Raw genomic sequence first — 16,261 nt, forward strand, 5'->3', positions numbered from 1 at the left:
CTGATATTAATTTAATTATCACATTCAGGAAATGAAAAGCAATGAACTATCTTCTTGCCATTGATCAAGGAACGAGCAGCACCAGAGCCATTGTTTACGAATCTTCAGGTAAATTGATTCATTCAAGCCAATATGCTCTTAAACAATCCTACCCAAAGGCAGGATGGGTGGAGCATGATCCCGAAGAGATTTGGACAAAAACGCTAAAGGCAATTTTAGATGTGGCAGAACAAGTAGGAGCTGAAAAAATAGCAGCTTGTGGCATTACCAATCAACGGGAAACCACAGTAATTTGGGACAAACAAAGTGGTAAATGCTTGGCTCCCGCCATTGTCTGGCAAGATAGAAGGACTGAAGGCTTCTGTCAATCACTGGTCGAGTTCAATGATTTATTGCAAGCAAAAACCGGTTTATTGGCTGATCCATATTTTTCCGGCAGTAAACTGCACTGGTTATTTGATAATCTCCCTGAAGCACGCGAACTGGCGAGTAAAAATCAATTGGCTTTCGGCACCATTGACAGCTTTTTGATTTGGCGTCTAACAAAAGGCCATTCCCATTTAACAGATGTTAGTAATGCATCACGGACTTTATTGTTCAACATCCATAGTCTGCAATGGGATGAAGAGTTGCTCGATCTTTTCAAAGTTCCTCTTGCATGTTTACCGCAGGTTTGTAATAGCGATGCTCAATTTGGCGCTATTGATAAAAGTTATCTGGGCAAGCCAATTCCTATAACCGGGGTTGCAGGAGATCAACAAGCGGCTTTGATTGGCCAGGGTTGTTTTCAGGAGGGAATGATTAAAGCAACCTTTGGAACAGGGGGATTCCTATTGCTTAACCTTGGATCCAACCCAGCAAAATCAAATTATGGACTATTGACCACCATTGCATATGGAATTAAAGATGAAATAGCTTATGGCATGGAAGGCAGCCTTTATCATGCCGGAACAACGATTAAGTGGTTGTGTGAAGAGATGAAGCTAATTGCCACCCCGGATGAAAGCGAATCGCTGGCACAGAGTTTGTCGAGTAATGAGGGAGTTTATTTATTGCCCTCATTTACCGGATTGGGTGCCCCGCATTGGTCTTCTGCTGCAGGGGCGGCGATTGTTGGCTTAAGCAGAACCACTAATCGTGCGCATTTTGCGCGAGCTGCATTAGAAAGCGTCTGCTATTTAACCAGGGATGTATTGACTGCCATGCGTAAAGACAGTGGACTTGTGTTTAGCAAACTACGAGTGGATGGTGGCATGGCCGTTAATAATTGGTTTTTGCAATTTCTAGCTTCGCAATGTGATTTGATTGTACAACGCCCCAAAGAAGTCGAAAGCACGGCGCAAGGGGCTGCTATGTTAGCAGCTCTGGGAGCGGGTTTGATTAACTCACTAGATGAATTGCAAAAAAATTGGCGCTTAGATAAGGAGTTTTATCCGGGCCAGGACAGGGAAGCAGTGGAAGCCAATTATCATGGATGGCAAAAAGCTTTAAGCATCTTAGCTTAGCAGTGTGCCAGTTATAAATTAAATAGTTTTTTGGCATTATCACTGAGAATTTTTTTAACCAATTCTTCTGGAAGATTGGCCTCTTTTATGTAATCCACTGCCAGGAGGTATTTATCGTGATTCGCATAAGGGTAGTCTGTCCCCAACAATAATTGATTATGGGGATAAACAGCTACTGCGTTGTGTAATGCAGGAATATGTCCATGGGCTACCGTATCAAACCAAAATTTTTTTATAAAGTCGCTGGGCACACCCTCAATATTGCCTTCACCCCAATCGCTGTATAAATTATCTATGCGCTGCATGATCAGTGGTAAATAGCCACCAAGATGAGTACTAATAAAATGGATATCAGGATAACGCGTGGTGATACCAGATAAGATTAGATGCAAAACTCCATAAGTGTCCTCAAAAGGGGCCCCAATCATCCAGGTAAGCCCATACACTTTGGTTTGCTCACCGGTACAACAGCCCGCAGGATGTAAAAATACAACCGCTTTTCTGCGATTTAGCTCGGCAAAAATGGCTTCAAAACGGTCTGCTTCTACTATAGACCGCTGCAACACGGTAGTTGTTACAGTAACACCCAGCATTCCCAAATCATCAAAGCAGCGTTTAATCTCATCTAATGATTCTTGAATGTGCGGGAGTGGGAAAATCCCAAAGGCTTGAAAATGTTTGGGGTATTTAGCAATGAGCTGTGCATAGATATCATTCGCCATTTTGGCACTGCTTACTGCATCATTTTTATTTGAAAAATACGGGACTTGAGGCACAATGGAAAGCACCTGTAAATCAACGCCAGCCTTTTTCATTACTGCAAGACGTAATTCCAAATCCTGTTCTTCTATTCCCGCTCTCATATACCGGGCAACATCAACCAAATTCCCTCCTTTCCGTTCAATATCATCAAGATATTCTTTGGGAAAGCAGTGCGCATGGACGTCAATAATCATAAATGAATCCCTTCAGGCATGAGAATTTAATTAATTATAGGATAGCTAGGGCTTTCAACATAGGCAAGGTTAAATAAAGCAGCAGTTAGTCAATGAATGATGAGATGTAAGATTTAAAATTGCCGATTCGGGGAATCTTATGGGTGGATAGTTAAAGGAGCAAGATGTACTTGCTCCTGTTCAGTTGCTTAAGGTACATCCCTTTGTTTTTCACCAGTATAAAGTTGGCGAGGACGTCCGATTTTGGATTTATTAGCCACCATTTCCATCCAGTGGGACATCCATCCTACAGTCCTTGCCAAAGCAAAAATAACTGTATACATATTCGTGGGAATGCCAATTGCACTTAGAGTGATGCCGGAATAGAAATCAACGTTTGGATAGAGTTTTTTCTCGATGAAATAATCATCTTCCAGGGCAATGCGCTCCAATTCCAAAGCCAACTTGAATAAAGGTGTTTCATGCGCACCCACTGCATTGAGTACCTCATAACAGGTTTTACGCATAACCTTGGCGCGTGGATCGTAGCTCTTGTACACGCGATGGCCAAAGCCCATTAATCGGAATGGATCGTCTTTGTCTTTTGCACGTTTGATGTAATGATTTATGTGCTTAACGTCACCAATTTCCTTCAGCATATTGAGGCAAGCCTCATTGGCACCACCATGGGCGGGTCCCCATAAAGCCCCAATTCCTGCTGAAATACAGGCATAAGGATTAGCACCTGTAGACCCTGCAAGCCTTACCGTAGATGTTGAGGCATTTTGTTCATGATCCGCATGAAGAGTGAAGATCGTATCCATGGCATTGACGATCACAGGATCTGGGGTCACATCCTCAGAAGGAACTCCAAACATCATATGCAAGAAATTTTCAGCATAGGACATTTTATTTTGTGGATACATATAAGGTTGACCTACAGAGTATTTATAACTCATGGCCGCCAGAGTGGGCATTTTGGCAATTAATCGAATGGCTGAAATAAATCGATCATTCTGATTATTCAAATCGATGGAATCATGATAAAAAGCAGACAATGCCCCTACAATGCCTACCATAATGGCCATTGGATGTGCATCACGACGGAAACCATTTAGAAAATTGTACATCTGTTGATGCACCATGGTGTGATTATTAATCAAACCAACAAAATCTTTCTTTTGCTTTTCGTCTGGCAATTCACCATTCAGTAGCAAATAACTCACGTCCAGAAAATCTTTCTTTTCTGCCAATTGTTCTATGGGATAGCCACGATAAAGCAGGATTCCTTTATCCCCATCGATATAGGTAATTTTAGATTCACAAGAGGCGGTCGCTACGAAACCTGGATCAAATGTAAAATAACCTTGTCCAGCCAGCTTATTGATGTCAATGACATCATTACCAAGCGTTGGGCTATAAATGGGAAGCTCAATTGGATCATGGCCGTTAATGTTAAGTTGTGCAACTTTTTTGGTCATCGCGTCTCCTAAATTTGTGGCTTCTTAGCCTTCTCGCTTGCGTCAGTGCGCAGAACTATATAAAAATGCCCCTTTGCAGTCAATTTGTCTATTCGCAAATTCATTTTTAACATTATGAATAAGTATGAAGCAATCTGCGGTAATTTAATAGGGAAAGCATAATGATTAAACCAGCCGATTTACCTTTTAACAAACGAGGAGCTGTATATCATCTGGATTTAAGGGCTGAAGAGCTCGCTGATTTGGTAATTACTGTTGGCGATCCTGGACGGGTCCAGCAAGTAAGTCAATATTTTGATAGAGTGGAAGTACAAAGAATTCATCGAGAGTTTGTTACGCATACTGGATACATTGGGAACCAACGCCTTACCGTGATTTCTACTGGAATCGGAATGCCCAATATCGACATTGTCATGACCGAGCTCGATGCATTGGCCAATCTGGATGTGGAGAGCCGTTCATTTAGGGAGAAAACAAAACGCCTGAGTATCATTCGATTAGGGACAACGGGGGGAATTAAGGAGGAATGCCGGCCAGGAGATGTGATAGTAAGCCAGTATGGCATCGGGTTTGATACTTTGATGCAATATTATGAATTCCCACGTTCACAAAATTTATTGGAACTCCAATCGGCACTGGAAATTCAATTGCGCGGAGAAACGGGACCTTTTTTTGTTGCTGAAGCCGATCAGAATTTATTAGATGGATTTAAATCTCTGGGAGTAGTGGGCATCAGCGCGACGTGCGGGGGGTTTTATGGCCCTCAAGGCAGAAGTTTGCGATTGCCTCTTCGCTATCCCAATTTCCTTAATGCGCTCAAGGAATTCTCCTTTTCAGGTTTAGGTATTACCAATCTCGAAATGGAGACAGCTGCTATACTTGGACTGGGTAGCGCCTTGGGTCATCGCTGCTTGTCCATCAGTGTGGTATTGACCAATCGTATGAATGGAGATTTTTTAAGTAGCAGCAGAATCAACATTGACAAATTAATCATTAGCTTTTTGGAAAAAGTCCCACATGTGTTTACGGCATCTACGTCTTAATCAGGGATAGCGATTCAATTAAATTGGCCTCTGTGCTATTATTTCACCCTATTTACTTGCATCAATTGCATAAGGATACGTCCTCGTCATGGTTTATTTAGCCAAAGAAGTTATACCAGTTAACATTGAAGATGAATTAAAGCAATCCTATCTTGATTATGCGATGAGCGTCATTGTAGGACGAGCTCTGCCGGATGTGCGAGATGGATTAAAGCCAGTTCATAGACGGGTGCTTTTTGCCATGAGTGAACTGGGTAATGACTGGAATAAGCCTTATAAGAAATCAGCCCGTGTAGTCGGGGATGTTATTGGTAAATACCATCCTCATGGAGACACTGCAGTTTATGACACCATCGTGCGTATGGCTCAGCCTTTCTCAATGCGCTACATGCTCATCGATGGGCAAGGAAACTTCGGCTCGATCGATGGCGACATGGCCGCTGCCATGCGATATACCGAAGTCAGGATGTCAAAGCTTGCGCATGCTTTATTGGCTGATTTGGAAAAAGAAACGGTTGATTTCAGCCCTAACTATGACGAAACTGAATTCGCTCCTGTTGTGTTGCCAGCACGAATCCCTAACCTGTTAGTGAATGGCTCTTCAGGGATTGCTGTAGGTATGGCGACGAATATTCCTCCTCATAACCTGAGTGAAATAATTAATGCCTGTGTTGCCCTGGTGGATAATCCTGATTTAACACTGGATGACTTAATGGTCTATGTTCCAGGCCCTGATTTTCCAACAGCGGCCATCATTAACGGTAAAGCCGGGATTGTCGAAGCTTATCGCACGGGTCGAGGTCGAATTTATGTCCGTGCACGCACAGACATCGAAACCGATGAGCAGTCAGGGCGTCAAGCCATAATCATCAATGAGTTGCCTTATCAGGTTAATAAAGCTCGTTTGGTTGAAAAAATTGCTGAATTGGTACGTGAAAAGCGCATTGAAGGAATCTCTGGCTTGCGGGATGAATCCGATAAGCAGGGTATGCGTGTAGTTATTGAATTAAAGCGCGGTGAAGTGCCTGAGGTGATTTTAAATAATCTTTATGCTCACACCCAAATGCAAAACGTATTTGGAATCAACATGGTTGCTTTGGTGGATGGGCAACCGCGCACATTGAACCTCAAAGAAATACTTGAGTATTTCCTCAAGCACCGCCGTGAAGTGGTGACCCGCCGCACCATCTTTGAACTGAAAAAAGCAAGAAGTCGTGCTCATATTTTAGAAGGTTTAGGCGTTGCTTTAGCAAACATCGATGAAATGATTGAGTTGATTAAGCAATCCGCCACTCCGCAAGTAGCCAAAGAGGCGCTGTTGGCTCGTGTTTGGGCGCCGGGTTTGGTCAAGTCTATGTTGAAAAATGCTGGCAGTGACGCCTGCCGACCTGATGATTTACCGGCTGAATACGGCTTGACCGATGCGGGATATCGTCTTTCAGCAGAACAAGCCCAAGCGATTCTTGAATTGAGATTGCATCGCTTAACGGCTTTAGAACAAGATAAAATTATTAAAGAATTTGAAGAATTATTGGAACTAATCAAGGAATTGCTTGATATTTTAGCTTCCCCTGAACGCCTAATGCAGGTTATCCGAGATGAGTTACTTGAAGTAAAAGGGCAGTTTGGTGATTCAAGACGAACGGAAATTATTGCTTCACAAGAAGATTTAACTATTGAAGACTTAATCACTGAAGAAAATGTCGTTGTGACGCTTTCGCATCAAGGTTACGTCAAATATCAACCAATTTCTGCCTATCAAGCGCAACGCCGTGGTGGTAAAGGCAAGTCGGCCACCAATGTTAAGGATGAGGATTTTATCGAGCGGTTGGTGATAGCCAGCACCCATGACACGTTATTGTGCTTTTCTAATTATGGCAAATTATATTGGCTTAAAGCCTATCAACTGCCATTAGCCAGTCGAATTTCACGTGGCAAACCCATTGTTAATATTTTGCCGCTCGCTGCGGATGAATCAATTAATGCCATGCTGCCTGTCCGAGAATTCACGGAAGGTTATTTTGTCTTTATGGCCACTAAGGCGGGCACCGTAAAAAAAGTACCTTTAGAAGCATTCAGTCGCCCACGATCCAATGGCATTATTGCTGTCGATTTGGATAATGATGATCGTCTGGTTGGCGTCGATATCACGGATGGCACCAAAGATATTATGCTGTTTACGGATGCTGGTAAGGTCATTCGTTTCGATGAAAACCTTGTTCGTCCTATGGGAAGAACTGCACGTGGAGTCCGTGGTATTCGCTTGCAAGAAGGTCAATCAGTGATTTCATTAGTCGTTGCCAAGGATCACGGCAGCATTCTCACGGCCACTGAGAATGGTTATGGAAAACGCACCGATGTGGAAGAATATCGGGTGTCTGGACGTGGTGGGCAAGGGGTGATTTCAATCCAGGTGAATGAACGAAATGGTAAAGTGGTTCGCGCGCTTCAAGTAGAAGACAATGATGAGGCGATGCTCATTACCGATAAGGGAACTTTGGTGCGTTTCAAGGTTTCGGAGTTATCCATCATCGGCCGCAATACTCAAGGTGTCCGATTGATTAACGTTACTCCAGGTGAGCATGTAGTCGGGATGCAGCGTATTGAAGATCTTGGTGAGGAGAAACTGGATGACTCTGAACAAGAAGAAGACAGCAGTCAGGATGGAGTAGAGGGCTTCGAATCGCAATCGGATGAGCATTCAGATGAATAGAGGCTTTAATTTCGGGGCAGGCCCTGCCATGCTCCCCGAACCAATTCTTAAGGAAGTGCAGACAGAACTTCTGAATTGGCAGAACACTGGCATGTCCATTATGGAAATCGGCCATCGAACCCCTGAATTCATAGAATTAATGGCCAAAGCAGAGCAAGGCCTTCGTGAACTTTTGCACATTCCTTCCAATTATCATGTCCTTTTTTTAGGCGGAGCCGCACGCACGCAATTTGCCATGATTGCGTTAAATTTTTTAGATCAGTCTGAGCAAGGTGCCTATCTTATAAGCGGTATTTGGTCTGCATTAGCCTTTAAGGAAGCTTGTAAATTAAAAAATGCTTATTGTGTAGCCAGTAGCGAGTCGCAGGGTTTTGTGGACTGGCCAGAAATGACAGACTGGCAGATTCAGGATAAAACCCGTTATCTGTACTTCACTTCTAATGAAACCATCAATGGCATTCGTCTTAAGGCGCCAACTTTTACAGGCCTTCCATTGATTGCCGATATGACTTCCAGCATTTTAAGCGAGCCAATCGATGTGCAAAATTATCACTTAATTTTTGCGGGTGCTCAGAAGAACATTGCCAACTCTGGGTTGACTGTGGTTATTGTACGAGATGAATTTCTAAACAGCATCGGTGATAAAATTTTACCCACGATGCTGGATTATCGAATACATGCCATGGAACATTCAATCTATGCCACTCCTCCCACGTTTAACTGTTATATTGCATTGAAAATGTTTGACTGGCTTAAACAGCAGGGCGGAGTGAAAGCTATCTATGAGGTGAATTGTAAGAAAGCCAATATGCTCTACGATTATATTGACTCTTCTTCTTTTTATAGTTGCAAAATAGCAAAGCAGGCAAGATCACTTGTAAATGTTTGTTTTACCCTTAAAAAATCAGATCTTGAACCTATTTTTCTGACTAAAGCCAGTCGACGAGGTTTATTGGCTTTGAAAGGCCATCGTGCAGTGGGGGGGCTTCGTGCCAGTCTATATAATTCGATGCCTTTGGTTGCTGTGGAGCAATTAATAGAATTTATGTGCGATTTTGCTAAGGAATATGATTAATGAAACTGCTAGATTTTGTCAGCAGCCCAGTGAATGCCCTGCGGGGCGATATCACGGTACCAGGTGATAAGTCCATTTCACACAGGTCAATTATTTTAGGTGCCATTGCACGCGGTACTACGACAATCAGTGGTTTTCTAGAGGGAGAAGATTGTCTGGCGACTTTGAAGGCGTTTCGCTCAATGGGGGTTTCGATTGAAGGGCCTGTTGCCCAACGAGTGATTATTCATGGCGTTGGTAAGCATGGTTTGCAAAAACCCAAAGATGTCATTGATTGTGGCAATTCCGGTACAACCATACGTTTGCTCTCAGGTCTTTTGGCCGCTCAGCCCTTCGATAGCGAATTGACGGGCGATCAAAGTTTACAAAAAAGGCCAATGGAGCGGGTGAGTCGACCATTAATCCAAATGGGAGCTGAGATCAGTACCACCGATGGTAAACCTCCTCTACGTATTAAAGGTGGTCGTAACTTGCAAGGGATTACCTATGAAATGCCTGAGGCGAGTGCTCAAGTAAAATCCTGTTTATTATTGGCAGGGATGTATGCACAGGGGGAGACCAGGGTCATTGAGCCCGGATTTACAAGAGACCATACTGAGCGTATGCTTACCACTTTTTCCTACCCCATTCAAAAATCAGAAAATACGATCATTATTAATTCTGAAAGCGAATGCCTGGGAACTGACATCATTGTTCCTGGAGATATCTCTTCTGCCGCCTTTTTCATTGTTGCAGCAACCATCATTCCTGGCTCCGAATTGGTTATTAGAAATGTTGGCATAAATCCCACAAGAACCGGGGTTATTCAAATTTTAACTCATATGGGAGCGCACATCACTTTAAATAATAAACGCCTTTGTGGTGAAGAATTGGTGGCAGACTTATTCGTTCAGCACGCTCCCCTGGAAGGTATTGATATTCCTTCTGATTTAGTTCCTCTGGCTATTGATGAGTTCCCCATTATTTTTATTGCGGCCGCTTGTGCCAAAGGCCAAACTTTGCTTCATGGGGCTAGAGAATTGCGATGCAAGGAAAGTGATCGAATTGGAGCAATGGTTGAAGGTTTGCAGCGTCTCGGCATTGAAGCTCAGGCTTTTGATGATGGTTTATATATTCAAGGCGGTGAGCTTCAAGGCGGGGAGGTAAACAGTTTCCATGATCATCGTATTGCCATGGCTTTTGCCATTGCTGGGGCAGTCGCAAAAAATCCAGTTACAATAAAAAATTGTGCCAACGTGGCGACTTCTTTTCCTACATTCGTGCGAACCGCAAATTCCATTCATTTGTCCATCAAGGAAAATCAATATGAAGCCCAGTAAAGACGTCCCTGTTATTACTTTGGATGGACCAAGTGGTACAGGCAAGGGAACCATTTGCCACATGCTCGCGAATCATCTACAGTGGCATGTTTTAGACAGTGGTTCAATCTATCGAGTTTTGGCTTTGGCTGCACAAAAGAAAAAAATTGATTTTAATGATGAAAAAGGACTTGCGGAATTAGCCCGCTCTCTGGATCTAAAATTTGAAACCAATCCAGAGCAAAAAGCGGCTGTTTTACTGGATGGAAACAATGTCATTGACGAAATCAGAAGTGAAGAGTGTGGGCAAAATGCTTCTAAAATTGCTGTTCTTCCTGAAGTTAGAAACGCTTTGCTAGATCGTCAGCGCGCCTTTGCCGTACTTCCCGGCTTGGTTACTGATGGCCGAGATATGGGCACAGTGGTTTTCCCACATGCTTCATTAAAACTTTATTTGTATGCAACACCCGAAGAAAGAGCATTTCGACGATATTTACAGTTGAAAGAAAAAGGAATTGATGCTAGCCTCGCCGAAGTTGTTGATGAATTGGCTAAACGGGATGCAAGAGACACTTCTCGAGTGCATGCGCCATTGAAACCCGCAGAGGATGCGGTTTTTATCGATACAACTGGATTAACAGTTGTACAAGTGTTCGAACATGTATTAAAATTACTCGATGAACATTTGTATTTCCGTTAAATTTGGGGGAAGGCGAGAGGACCTCGTTCTTCCATTTTTTTACTTGAGAGTTAATTAAATATGTCTGAAAGTTTCAAAGAATTGTTTGAGCAAAGTATCGCTGGCGCACAGTTTTATCCAGGAGCGATCATTTCCGCCAAAGTTATCGGGATCGATAACGATTGGGTCACCTTAAATGCTGGTCTAAAATCCGAAGGCATTGTTTCAGTTCAAGAATTCCAAGATAAGAATGGAAAGCTGGAAATCCATCTCGGTGACACCGTTGAAGTAGCGCTGGACTCAGTAGAGGACGGCTATGGCGAAACCCTGCTATCCAGAGAAAAAGCAAAACGCCAAGAAGCATGGCGCAAACTGTCCAAATGCCACGAAAACAATGATACAGTGACCGGTTTAATTTCCGGCAAAGTCAAAGGTGGCTTCACGGTAGAAATCGGCTCAATTCGCGCCTTTTTGCCAGGTTCTTTGGTTGATGTCAGACCAGTTCGTGATCCTTCCTACCTAGAAGGTAAAGAATTAGAGTTTAAAGTCATCAAAATGGATCTCAAGCGCAATAACATTGTTGTGTCTCGTCGTGCTGTTGTTGAAGAAGAAAGCAGTGCTGATAGACAAGCGCTTCTTGAATCCTTACATGAAGGCCAAGTACTCAATGGTATTGTTAAAAACCTCACCGATTACGGTGCATTTATTGACTTGGGCGGAATTGACGGCTTGTTGCACATTACTGACATTTCTTGGAAGCGTGTTAAGCATCCAAGCGAGGTACTAACTGTTGGCCAGGATGTCCGTGTAAAAGTTTTGAGTTTCGACAGCGAGCGCAACCGTGTATCACTCGGCATGAAACAGTTGGGTAATGATCCATGGGTTGATCTGGTTGAGCGTTATCCAGTCGGTAAAAAACTGAAGGGTAAAGTCACCAATATTACAGACTACGGTTGCTTTGTTGAAATTGAAGAGGGTGTAGAAGGCTTGGTTCACATGTCTGAAATGGATTGGACCAATAAAAATGTTCACCCAAGCAAAGTTGTTTCCATGGGCGATGTCGTTGATGTGATGGTTCTTGAAATTGATGAAGAACGTCGACGTATTTCCTTGGGCATGAAACAATGCGTAGGCAATCCCTGGCATCAATTTGCTCAAAGTCATAGCAAGGGACAGAAAGTTAAAGGTAAGATTCGTTCTATTACTGATTTCGGAATCTTCATCGGCCTTGAAGGCGAAATTGACGGACTCGTTCACTTATCTGATATTTCCTGGAATATTCCTGGAGAAGAAGCGGTTAAGCAGTTCAAGAAAGGACAAGAGCTTGAGGCTGTTATTTTGGCCATCGATGCTGAGCGTGAGCGAATTTCCTTAGGCTTGAAACAGCTTGAAGGCGATGCATGGACTACCTATGTTGAAGAACATGGCAAAGGCGCAATTGTTAAGGGCAAGGTATCTGCAGTTGATGCCAAGACTGTAACTGTTGAGCTGGCTTCAGATGTTACTGGCACCATTCGCGCCAATGAAATTTCTGAAGAACGAGTCGATGACGCGAGTAATTTCTTCAAAGAAGGTGATGAAGTTGAAGCTAAAATCATCAACATTGACAAGAAAAATCGCAGCATTGCTCTTTCAGTTAAAGCCAAAGATGCTCAAGATCAAGCTGAAGCAATTAAGAAATACTCCCGCAGCGGGGAAGTTGCTTCAACCACTTTAGGTGATTTGCTTAAAGAGAAAATGGCCAGCAAAGAAGGCGAATAATCCTTCGCGTAATACCTAGAAAAAGCGTAGTTCACCTACGCTTTTTTTTTATTTTAATTGTCAAATTTTGCTGGAATGGTAGAGTAATACCGAAATGATTTGAAAATGCATGGCGCTTAACTAGAGCCGCGTATTTCTTATACAGCAGTTTTTATTCGAAATGTTAAAAAGGGAAATGCAATGCGCCTTTTTATGATGATAATTTATTTGGTTTTGATCTTATTAGGTGTTACCTTTGCTGCCTTAAATGCTTCATCTGTTGTGGTGAATTTTTACTTCAGCAAAGTAACCATGCCTATTGCTGTGCTTATGACTATCATGTTGGGTATAGGTTTACTTTTAGGCTTTCTTTTGTTTTTATATCGCTACTGGCGGCTTAAAATTGAATACGCAAAACTTAAAAACCAATTTAAATTGACTGAGAAAGAAATTAAAAATTTGCGATCAATCCCCTTACAGGATCAGCATTAATCACTTGGCATACTGCCTATTGGAATAGACGAAATAATGGAGCTTTTGAATGATTAATTTATGGCCCTTACTGTTACCTGCCGCGGCTTGGTCAGGATGGTGGGTTGCGAGCCGTAATTATTCGGCCAAAGAAACCCGTTTCAATAATCGTTTATCTCGCGAATATGTAGTGGGCTTGAATTATTTGCTCAATGAGCAGCCGGATAAAGCAGTTGATATCTTTATTAAGTTGCTTGAGGTCGATAGCGATACAGTAGAAACACATCTTGCTTTGGGTAGTCTATTCAGGCGGCGAGGAGAAGTCGACAGGGCAATACGAATCCATCAAAATTTGATTGCTCGCCCGCAACTCAGTCTCAGAGAACGTAAGGAAGCCCTTATGGCTCTTGGTCAGGACTACATGAGTGCTGGCTTATTTGACCGTGCAGAACGTATTTTCCTTGAGGTAGTTGAGTTGGGTGGAGGGAGTGAGACTTGTAGCCTCCAGGGACTATTGGCCATTTATCAGCAGGAAAAAGCTTGGGAAAAGGCTTTAGATGTTGCTAAAAAACTTGAACTGTCTTTAGGCCAAAGCATGCATACCCAGGCTGCTCACTATTATTGCGAAATAGCAGCACAAGCCCTAAAGTCCAATGCATTTGAGAAAGCACAAAATGCCATTAAGCAGGCGTTTATGGTCGACAAGATGTGCGTACGGGCTAGTCTCATGCAAGCTTCTCTTGATATGCAAATGGGGCGCTATAAGCAAGCTATTCGCTCTTTGAAACGTGTTCCTGAGCAGGATCCGGAATTTCTAAGTGAGATCATTGAGCCGTTAGTCGCTTGCCATCGTGAACTGGATTCAATGGACGAATGCATTGAGCACCTTCAACAAACTCTGACAGAACATCCAAGAGCTTCTACCATTTTTGTTATTGGGGAATTTTTACGTAACCACAAAAGCGTTGATGTCGCCATTGATTTTGTATCTGATAAATTAGGAACACACCCTTCAATCAGAGGGTTAAACCGTCTCATTTTTTGGCATCTGGAAACAGCTCATGGCAAAGTAAGAGAAAAGTTGCAGATGCTTTACGATATAACCAGTAAATTTTTAGATAATAAACCGATATATCGTTGTGGACAGTGCGGTTTTGGCGGCAAACATCTTCATTGGCATTGCCCAAGTTGTAAGCAGTGGGGTAGAATGAAGCCAGTTCATGGTTTGGAAGGGGATTAGAGCTCATACCCAGGTTTTTTGTGCATGAAGTTAAGTCAGTGTTTGTGAAAAAACATCCTTAAATCCATGTAGTTAAGTTGTGATTGATTTTTATTGTTCACCCGCAGCTTAAGATGAGTTTGAAATTGCTCATCGACACTTGGCTCTTACCCCATTAATATTGAGATAATTATGCAATTTATAGATCTTAAACATCAATATAGATTAATTGAGCAAAATATTTTAAAGGGCATCCAAAATGTTCTTGAGCATGGTCAATACATCATGGGGCCTGAAATAACCAAACTTGAGAAAGAGCTGGCACAATTTTTAGGCGTGAGACATGCCATAGTGAATTCGAGCGGGACAGATGCATTATTAATGGCGTTAATGGCTTTGGAATTGGAACCAGGTGATGAAGTAATAACCAGTCCATTCAGTTTTTTTGCTACAGCGGAAGTCATTGCACTTTGTCAGGCGAAACCTGTTTTTGTTGATATTGAACCGGATACTTACAATATCGATCCAGATAAAATCGAGGCAGCGATTACTGAGAAAACCAAAGCGATTATGCCCGTGAGCTTATATGGGCAATGCGCTGATATGAATCGCATCAATAACATTGCAAAGCGCTATGGTCTGCCCGTTGTTGAGGATGGCGCACAAAGCTTTGGCGCAACCTATCATGGAGACTATTCTTGCGCTTTATCAACAATTGGCTGCACCAGTTTCTTTCCTTCAAAACCTTTAGGGGGATATGGAGATTCGGGAGCTTGTTTTACCGATGACGATATCCTCGCAGAAAGAATGGTGGAAGTGCGTATTCATGGTCAAAATGCCAGGTACTGTCACCGCAGAATTGGAATAAATGGGCGAATGGATACAATCCAGGCCGCTATCCTTCTGGAAAAAATGAAGCTATTTCCAGATGAAATCATTATGCGCCAAAGAGTAGCGGAAAATTACGAAAAACTGCTTTCTAATGTGGTAAAAACTCCAGTGATTAAGCCCGGTCATACTTCGGTTTTTGCGCAATATACAATCGAAGTTCCTAATCGCGAGTTATTCCAAAAGCAAATGCAAGCCTTGGGTATTCCTACTGCTGTTCATTATCCAATAGCCATGCATGAACAAGAAGCTTTACTTCATTTAGGCTATAAAAGAGGCGACTTTCCTCATGCGGAACGCGCCAGTCAATACGTGGTAAGTTTACCAATGCACCCCTATTTGACGATTGACGATCAACAAAGAATTGCCGCCGCAGTCAAATCTTGCTTGTCCCATGAGGCAGTGGAGGCCTAAGGTGAACCCAAAGCTTATTGTTGCTTTTGATTTTCATCGACAAGAAGAAGCATTTCAGTTGCTAACGCAGCTTAATCCAAAACAGTGTGCCATAAAAATTGGCAGTGAAATGTTTACCTTATTTGGGACTGAACTGGTTCGAACCATTATAAATAAAGGCTTTAAGGTCTTTTTGGATTTAAAATTTCACGACATTCCGAACACCGTAGCTCAGGCTTGCCATGCCTGTGCGAACTTGGGTGTTTGGATGATAAACGTCCATGCTTGCGGTGGTTTAAAAATGATGCAAGCCGCTAGAGAAGCTTTAAATCCTTATGGAGCTAAACGCCCCTTGTTGATTGCAGTCACGGTGTTGACCAGTATGACGGCGGAAGATTTGATCCAAATCAATGTTGAAACATCTGTTGAAGAACAGGTTCAAAATTTAGCCTGCTTATCTAAAACCGCAGGTTTGGATGGCGTTGTTTGCTCCGCCTTTGAAGTTCCAACGATAAAGAATGCTTGTGGCCCATCATTCATTACTGTCACCCCCGGTATCCGATTGCCTGAAAGCAGCCTGGATGACCAGGCTCGCATAATGACACCTTCGCAAGCGATTCAGGCCGGGAGTGATTATCTCGTTATTGGGAGGCCGATTACACGCGCGCCTTCACCATCAAAGATAATCGATCTAATTTTGACTTCCATTGACTAATTTTGTTTATTGATTCCAGAGTTAAGCCACTCTTCAAGGCCTTCAGCCCCTGTGGTTATCCATTAAAAACAAAAACCATGAATCATTCGCCCCGGAGTAGAGATGT

The 16,261-nt window shown here is 42.8% G+C and carries 13 protein-coding genes; 11 read left to right on the forward strand and 2 right to left on the reverse strand.

Features of this window, described 5'->3' with window-relative positions; all coding sequences use genetic code 11:
- The first annotated feature begins 41 nt into the window (after positions 1 to 41).
- Entirely contained in the window at positions 42 to 1,505 is a 1,464-nt protein-coding gene (glpK, locus tag EL203_RS06020) for a glycerol kinase GlpK (protein ID WP_058470027.1), read from the forward strand.
- 11 nt (positions 1,506 to 1,516) lie between these two features.
- On the opposite strand, the gene EL203_RS06025 is transcribed toward glpK, so the two are convergent.
- Together EL203_RS06025 and gltA are read right to left on the reverse strand one after the other, a co-directional pair.
- Positions 1,517 to 2,461: an amidohydrolase family protein gene (locus EL203_RS06025; protein WP_058470026.1), complete on the reverse strand. Its 945-nt coding sequence runs from the start codon at positions 2,459 to 2,461 to the stop codon at positions 1,517 to 1,519.
- 188 nt (positions 2,462 to 2,649) lie between these two features.
- The gene (gltA, locus tag EL203_RS06030; protein WP_058470025.1) at positions 2,650 to 3,921 is read right to left on the reverse strand and encodes a citrate synthase; all 1,272 of its coding nucleotides are present in this window, start codon (positions 3,919 to 3,921) and stop codon (positions 2,650 to 2,652) included.
- Between the two features lie 161 nt (positions 3,922 to 4,082).
- On the opposite strand from gltA, the gene EL203_RS06035 reads away from it, so the two are divergent.
- The 10 genes from EL203_RS06035 to pyrF all read left to right on the forward strand — a co-directional run bounded on the left by EL203_RS06035 (position 4,083) and on the right by pyrF (position 16,155).
- Positions 4,083 to 4,964, forward strand: a complete 882-nt coding sequence (locus EL203_RS06035; protein WP_058470024.1) for a nucleoside phosphorylase — start codon at positions 4,083 to 4,085, stop codon at positions 4,962 to 4,964.
- A gap of 88 nt (positions 4,965 to 5,052) precedes the next feature.
- Positions 5,053 to 7,677, forward strand: coding sequence for a DNA gyrase subunit A (gyrA, locus tag EL203_RS06040; RefSeq protein ID WP_064108414.1), 2,625 nt, complete (start codon positions 5,053 to 5,055; stop codon positions 7,675 to 7,677).
- Positions 7,670 to 8,752: a 3-phosphoserine/phosphohydroxythreonine transaminase gene (gene serC, locus EL203_RS06045; protein ID WP_058472145.1), complete on the forward strand. Its 1,083-nt coding sequence runs from the start codon at positions 7,670 to 7,672 to the stop codon at positions 8,750 to 8,752. Before gyrA ends, serC begins: the two co-directional genes overlap by 8 nt.
- Positions 8,752 to 10,071, forward strand: coding sequence for a 3-phosphoshikimate 1-carboxyvinyltransferase (gene aroA, locus EL203_RS06050; RefSeq protein WP_058470023.1), 1,320 nt, complete (start codon positions 8,752 to 8,754; stop codon positions 10,069 to 10,071). The genes serC and aroA overlap by 1 nt, the downstream gene beginning before the upstream one ends.
- Complete coding sequence (cmk, locus tag EL203_RS06055; protein WP_058470022.1) at positions 10,058 to 10,750, forward strand: (d)CMP kinase; 693 nt, start codon at positions 10,058 to 10,060, stop codon at positions 10,748 to 10,750. Before aroA ends, cmk begins: the two co-directional genes overlap by 14 nt.
- A gap of 60 nt (positions 10,751 to 10,810) precedes the next feature.
- Positions 10,811 to 12,490, forward strand: a complete 1,680-nt coding sequence (gene rpsA / locus EL203_RS06060) for a 30S ribosomal protein S1 (protein WP_058470021.1) — start codon at positions 10,811 to 10,813, stop codon at positions 12,488 to 12,490.
- A 180-nt stretch (positions 12,491 to 12,670) separates the two neighbouring features.
- Entirely contained in the window at positions 12,671 to 12,961 is a 291-nt protein-coding gene (locus EL203_RS06065; protein WP_058470020.1) for a lipopolysaccharide assembly protein LapA domain-containing protein, read from the forward strand.
- A 49-nt stretch (positions 12,962 to 13,010) separates the two neighbouring features.
- Positions 13,011 to 14,180 carry a lipopolysaccharide assembly protein LapB gene (gene lapB / locus EL203_RS06070; protein WP_058470019.1) on the forward strand — a complete coding sequence of 390 codons (1,170 nt, stop codon included), beginning with the start codon at positions 13,011 to 13,013 and terminating at the stop codon, positions 14,178 to 14,180.
- Between the two features lie 171 nt (positions 14,181 to 14,351).
- A complete protein-coding gene (locus EL203_RS06075; protein ID WP_058470018.1) occupies positions 14,352 to 15,461 on the forward strand; it encodes a DegT/DnrJ/EryC1/StrS family aminotransferase in 1,110 nt (369 codons plus the stop codon).
- Position 15,462: 1 nt separating this feature from the next.
- Entirely contained in the window at positions 15,463 to 16,155 is a 693-nt protein-coding gene (gene pyrF, locus EL203_RS06080; protein WP_122224902.1) for an orotidine-5'-phosphate decarboxylase, read from the forward strand.
- The last annotated feature ends 106 nt before the right edge of the window (positions 16,156 to 16,261 follow it).

Source organism: Legionella jordanis (genome assembly GCF_900637635.1).
Lineage (GTDB): Bacteria > Pseudomonadota > Gammaproteobacteria > Legionellales > Legionellaceae > Tatlockia > Tatlockia jordanis.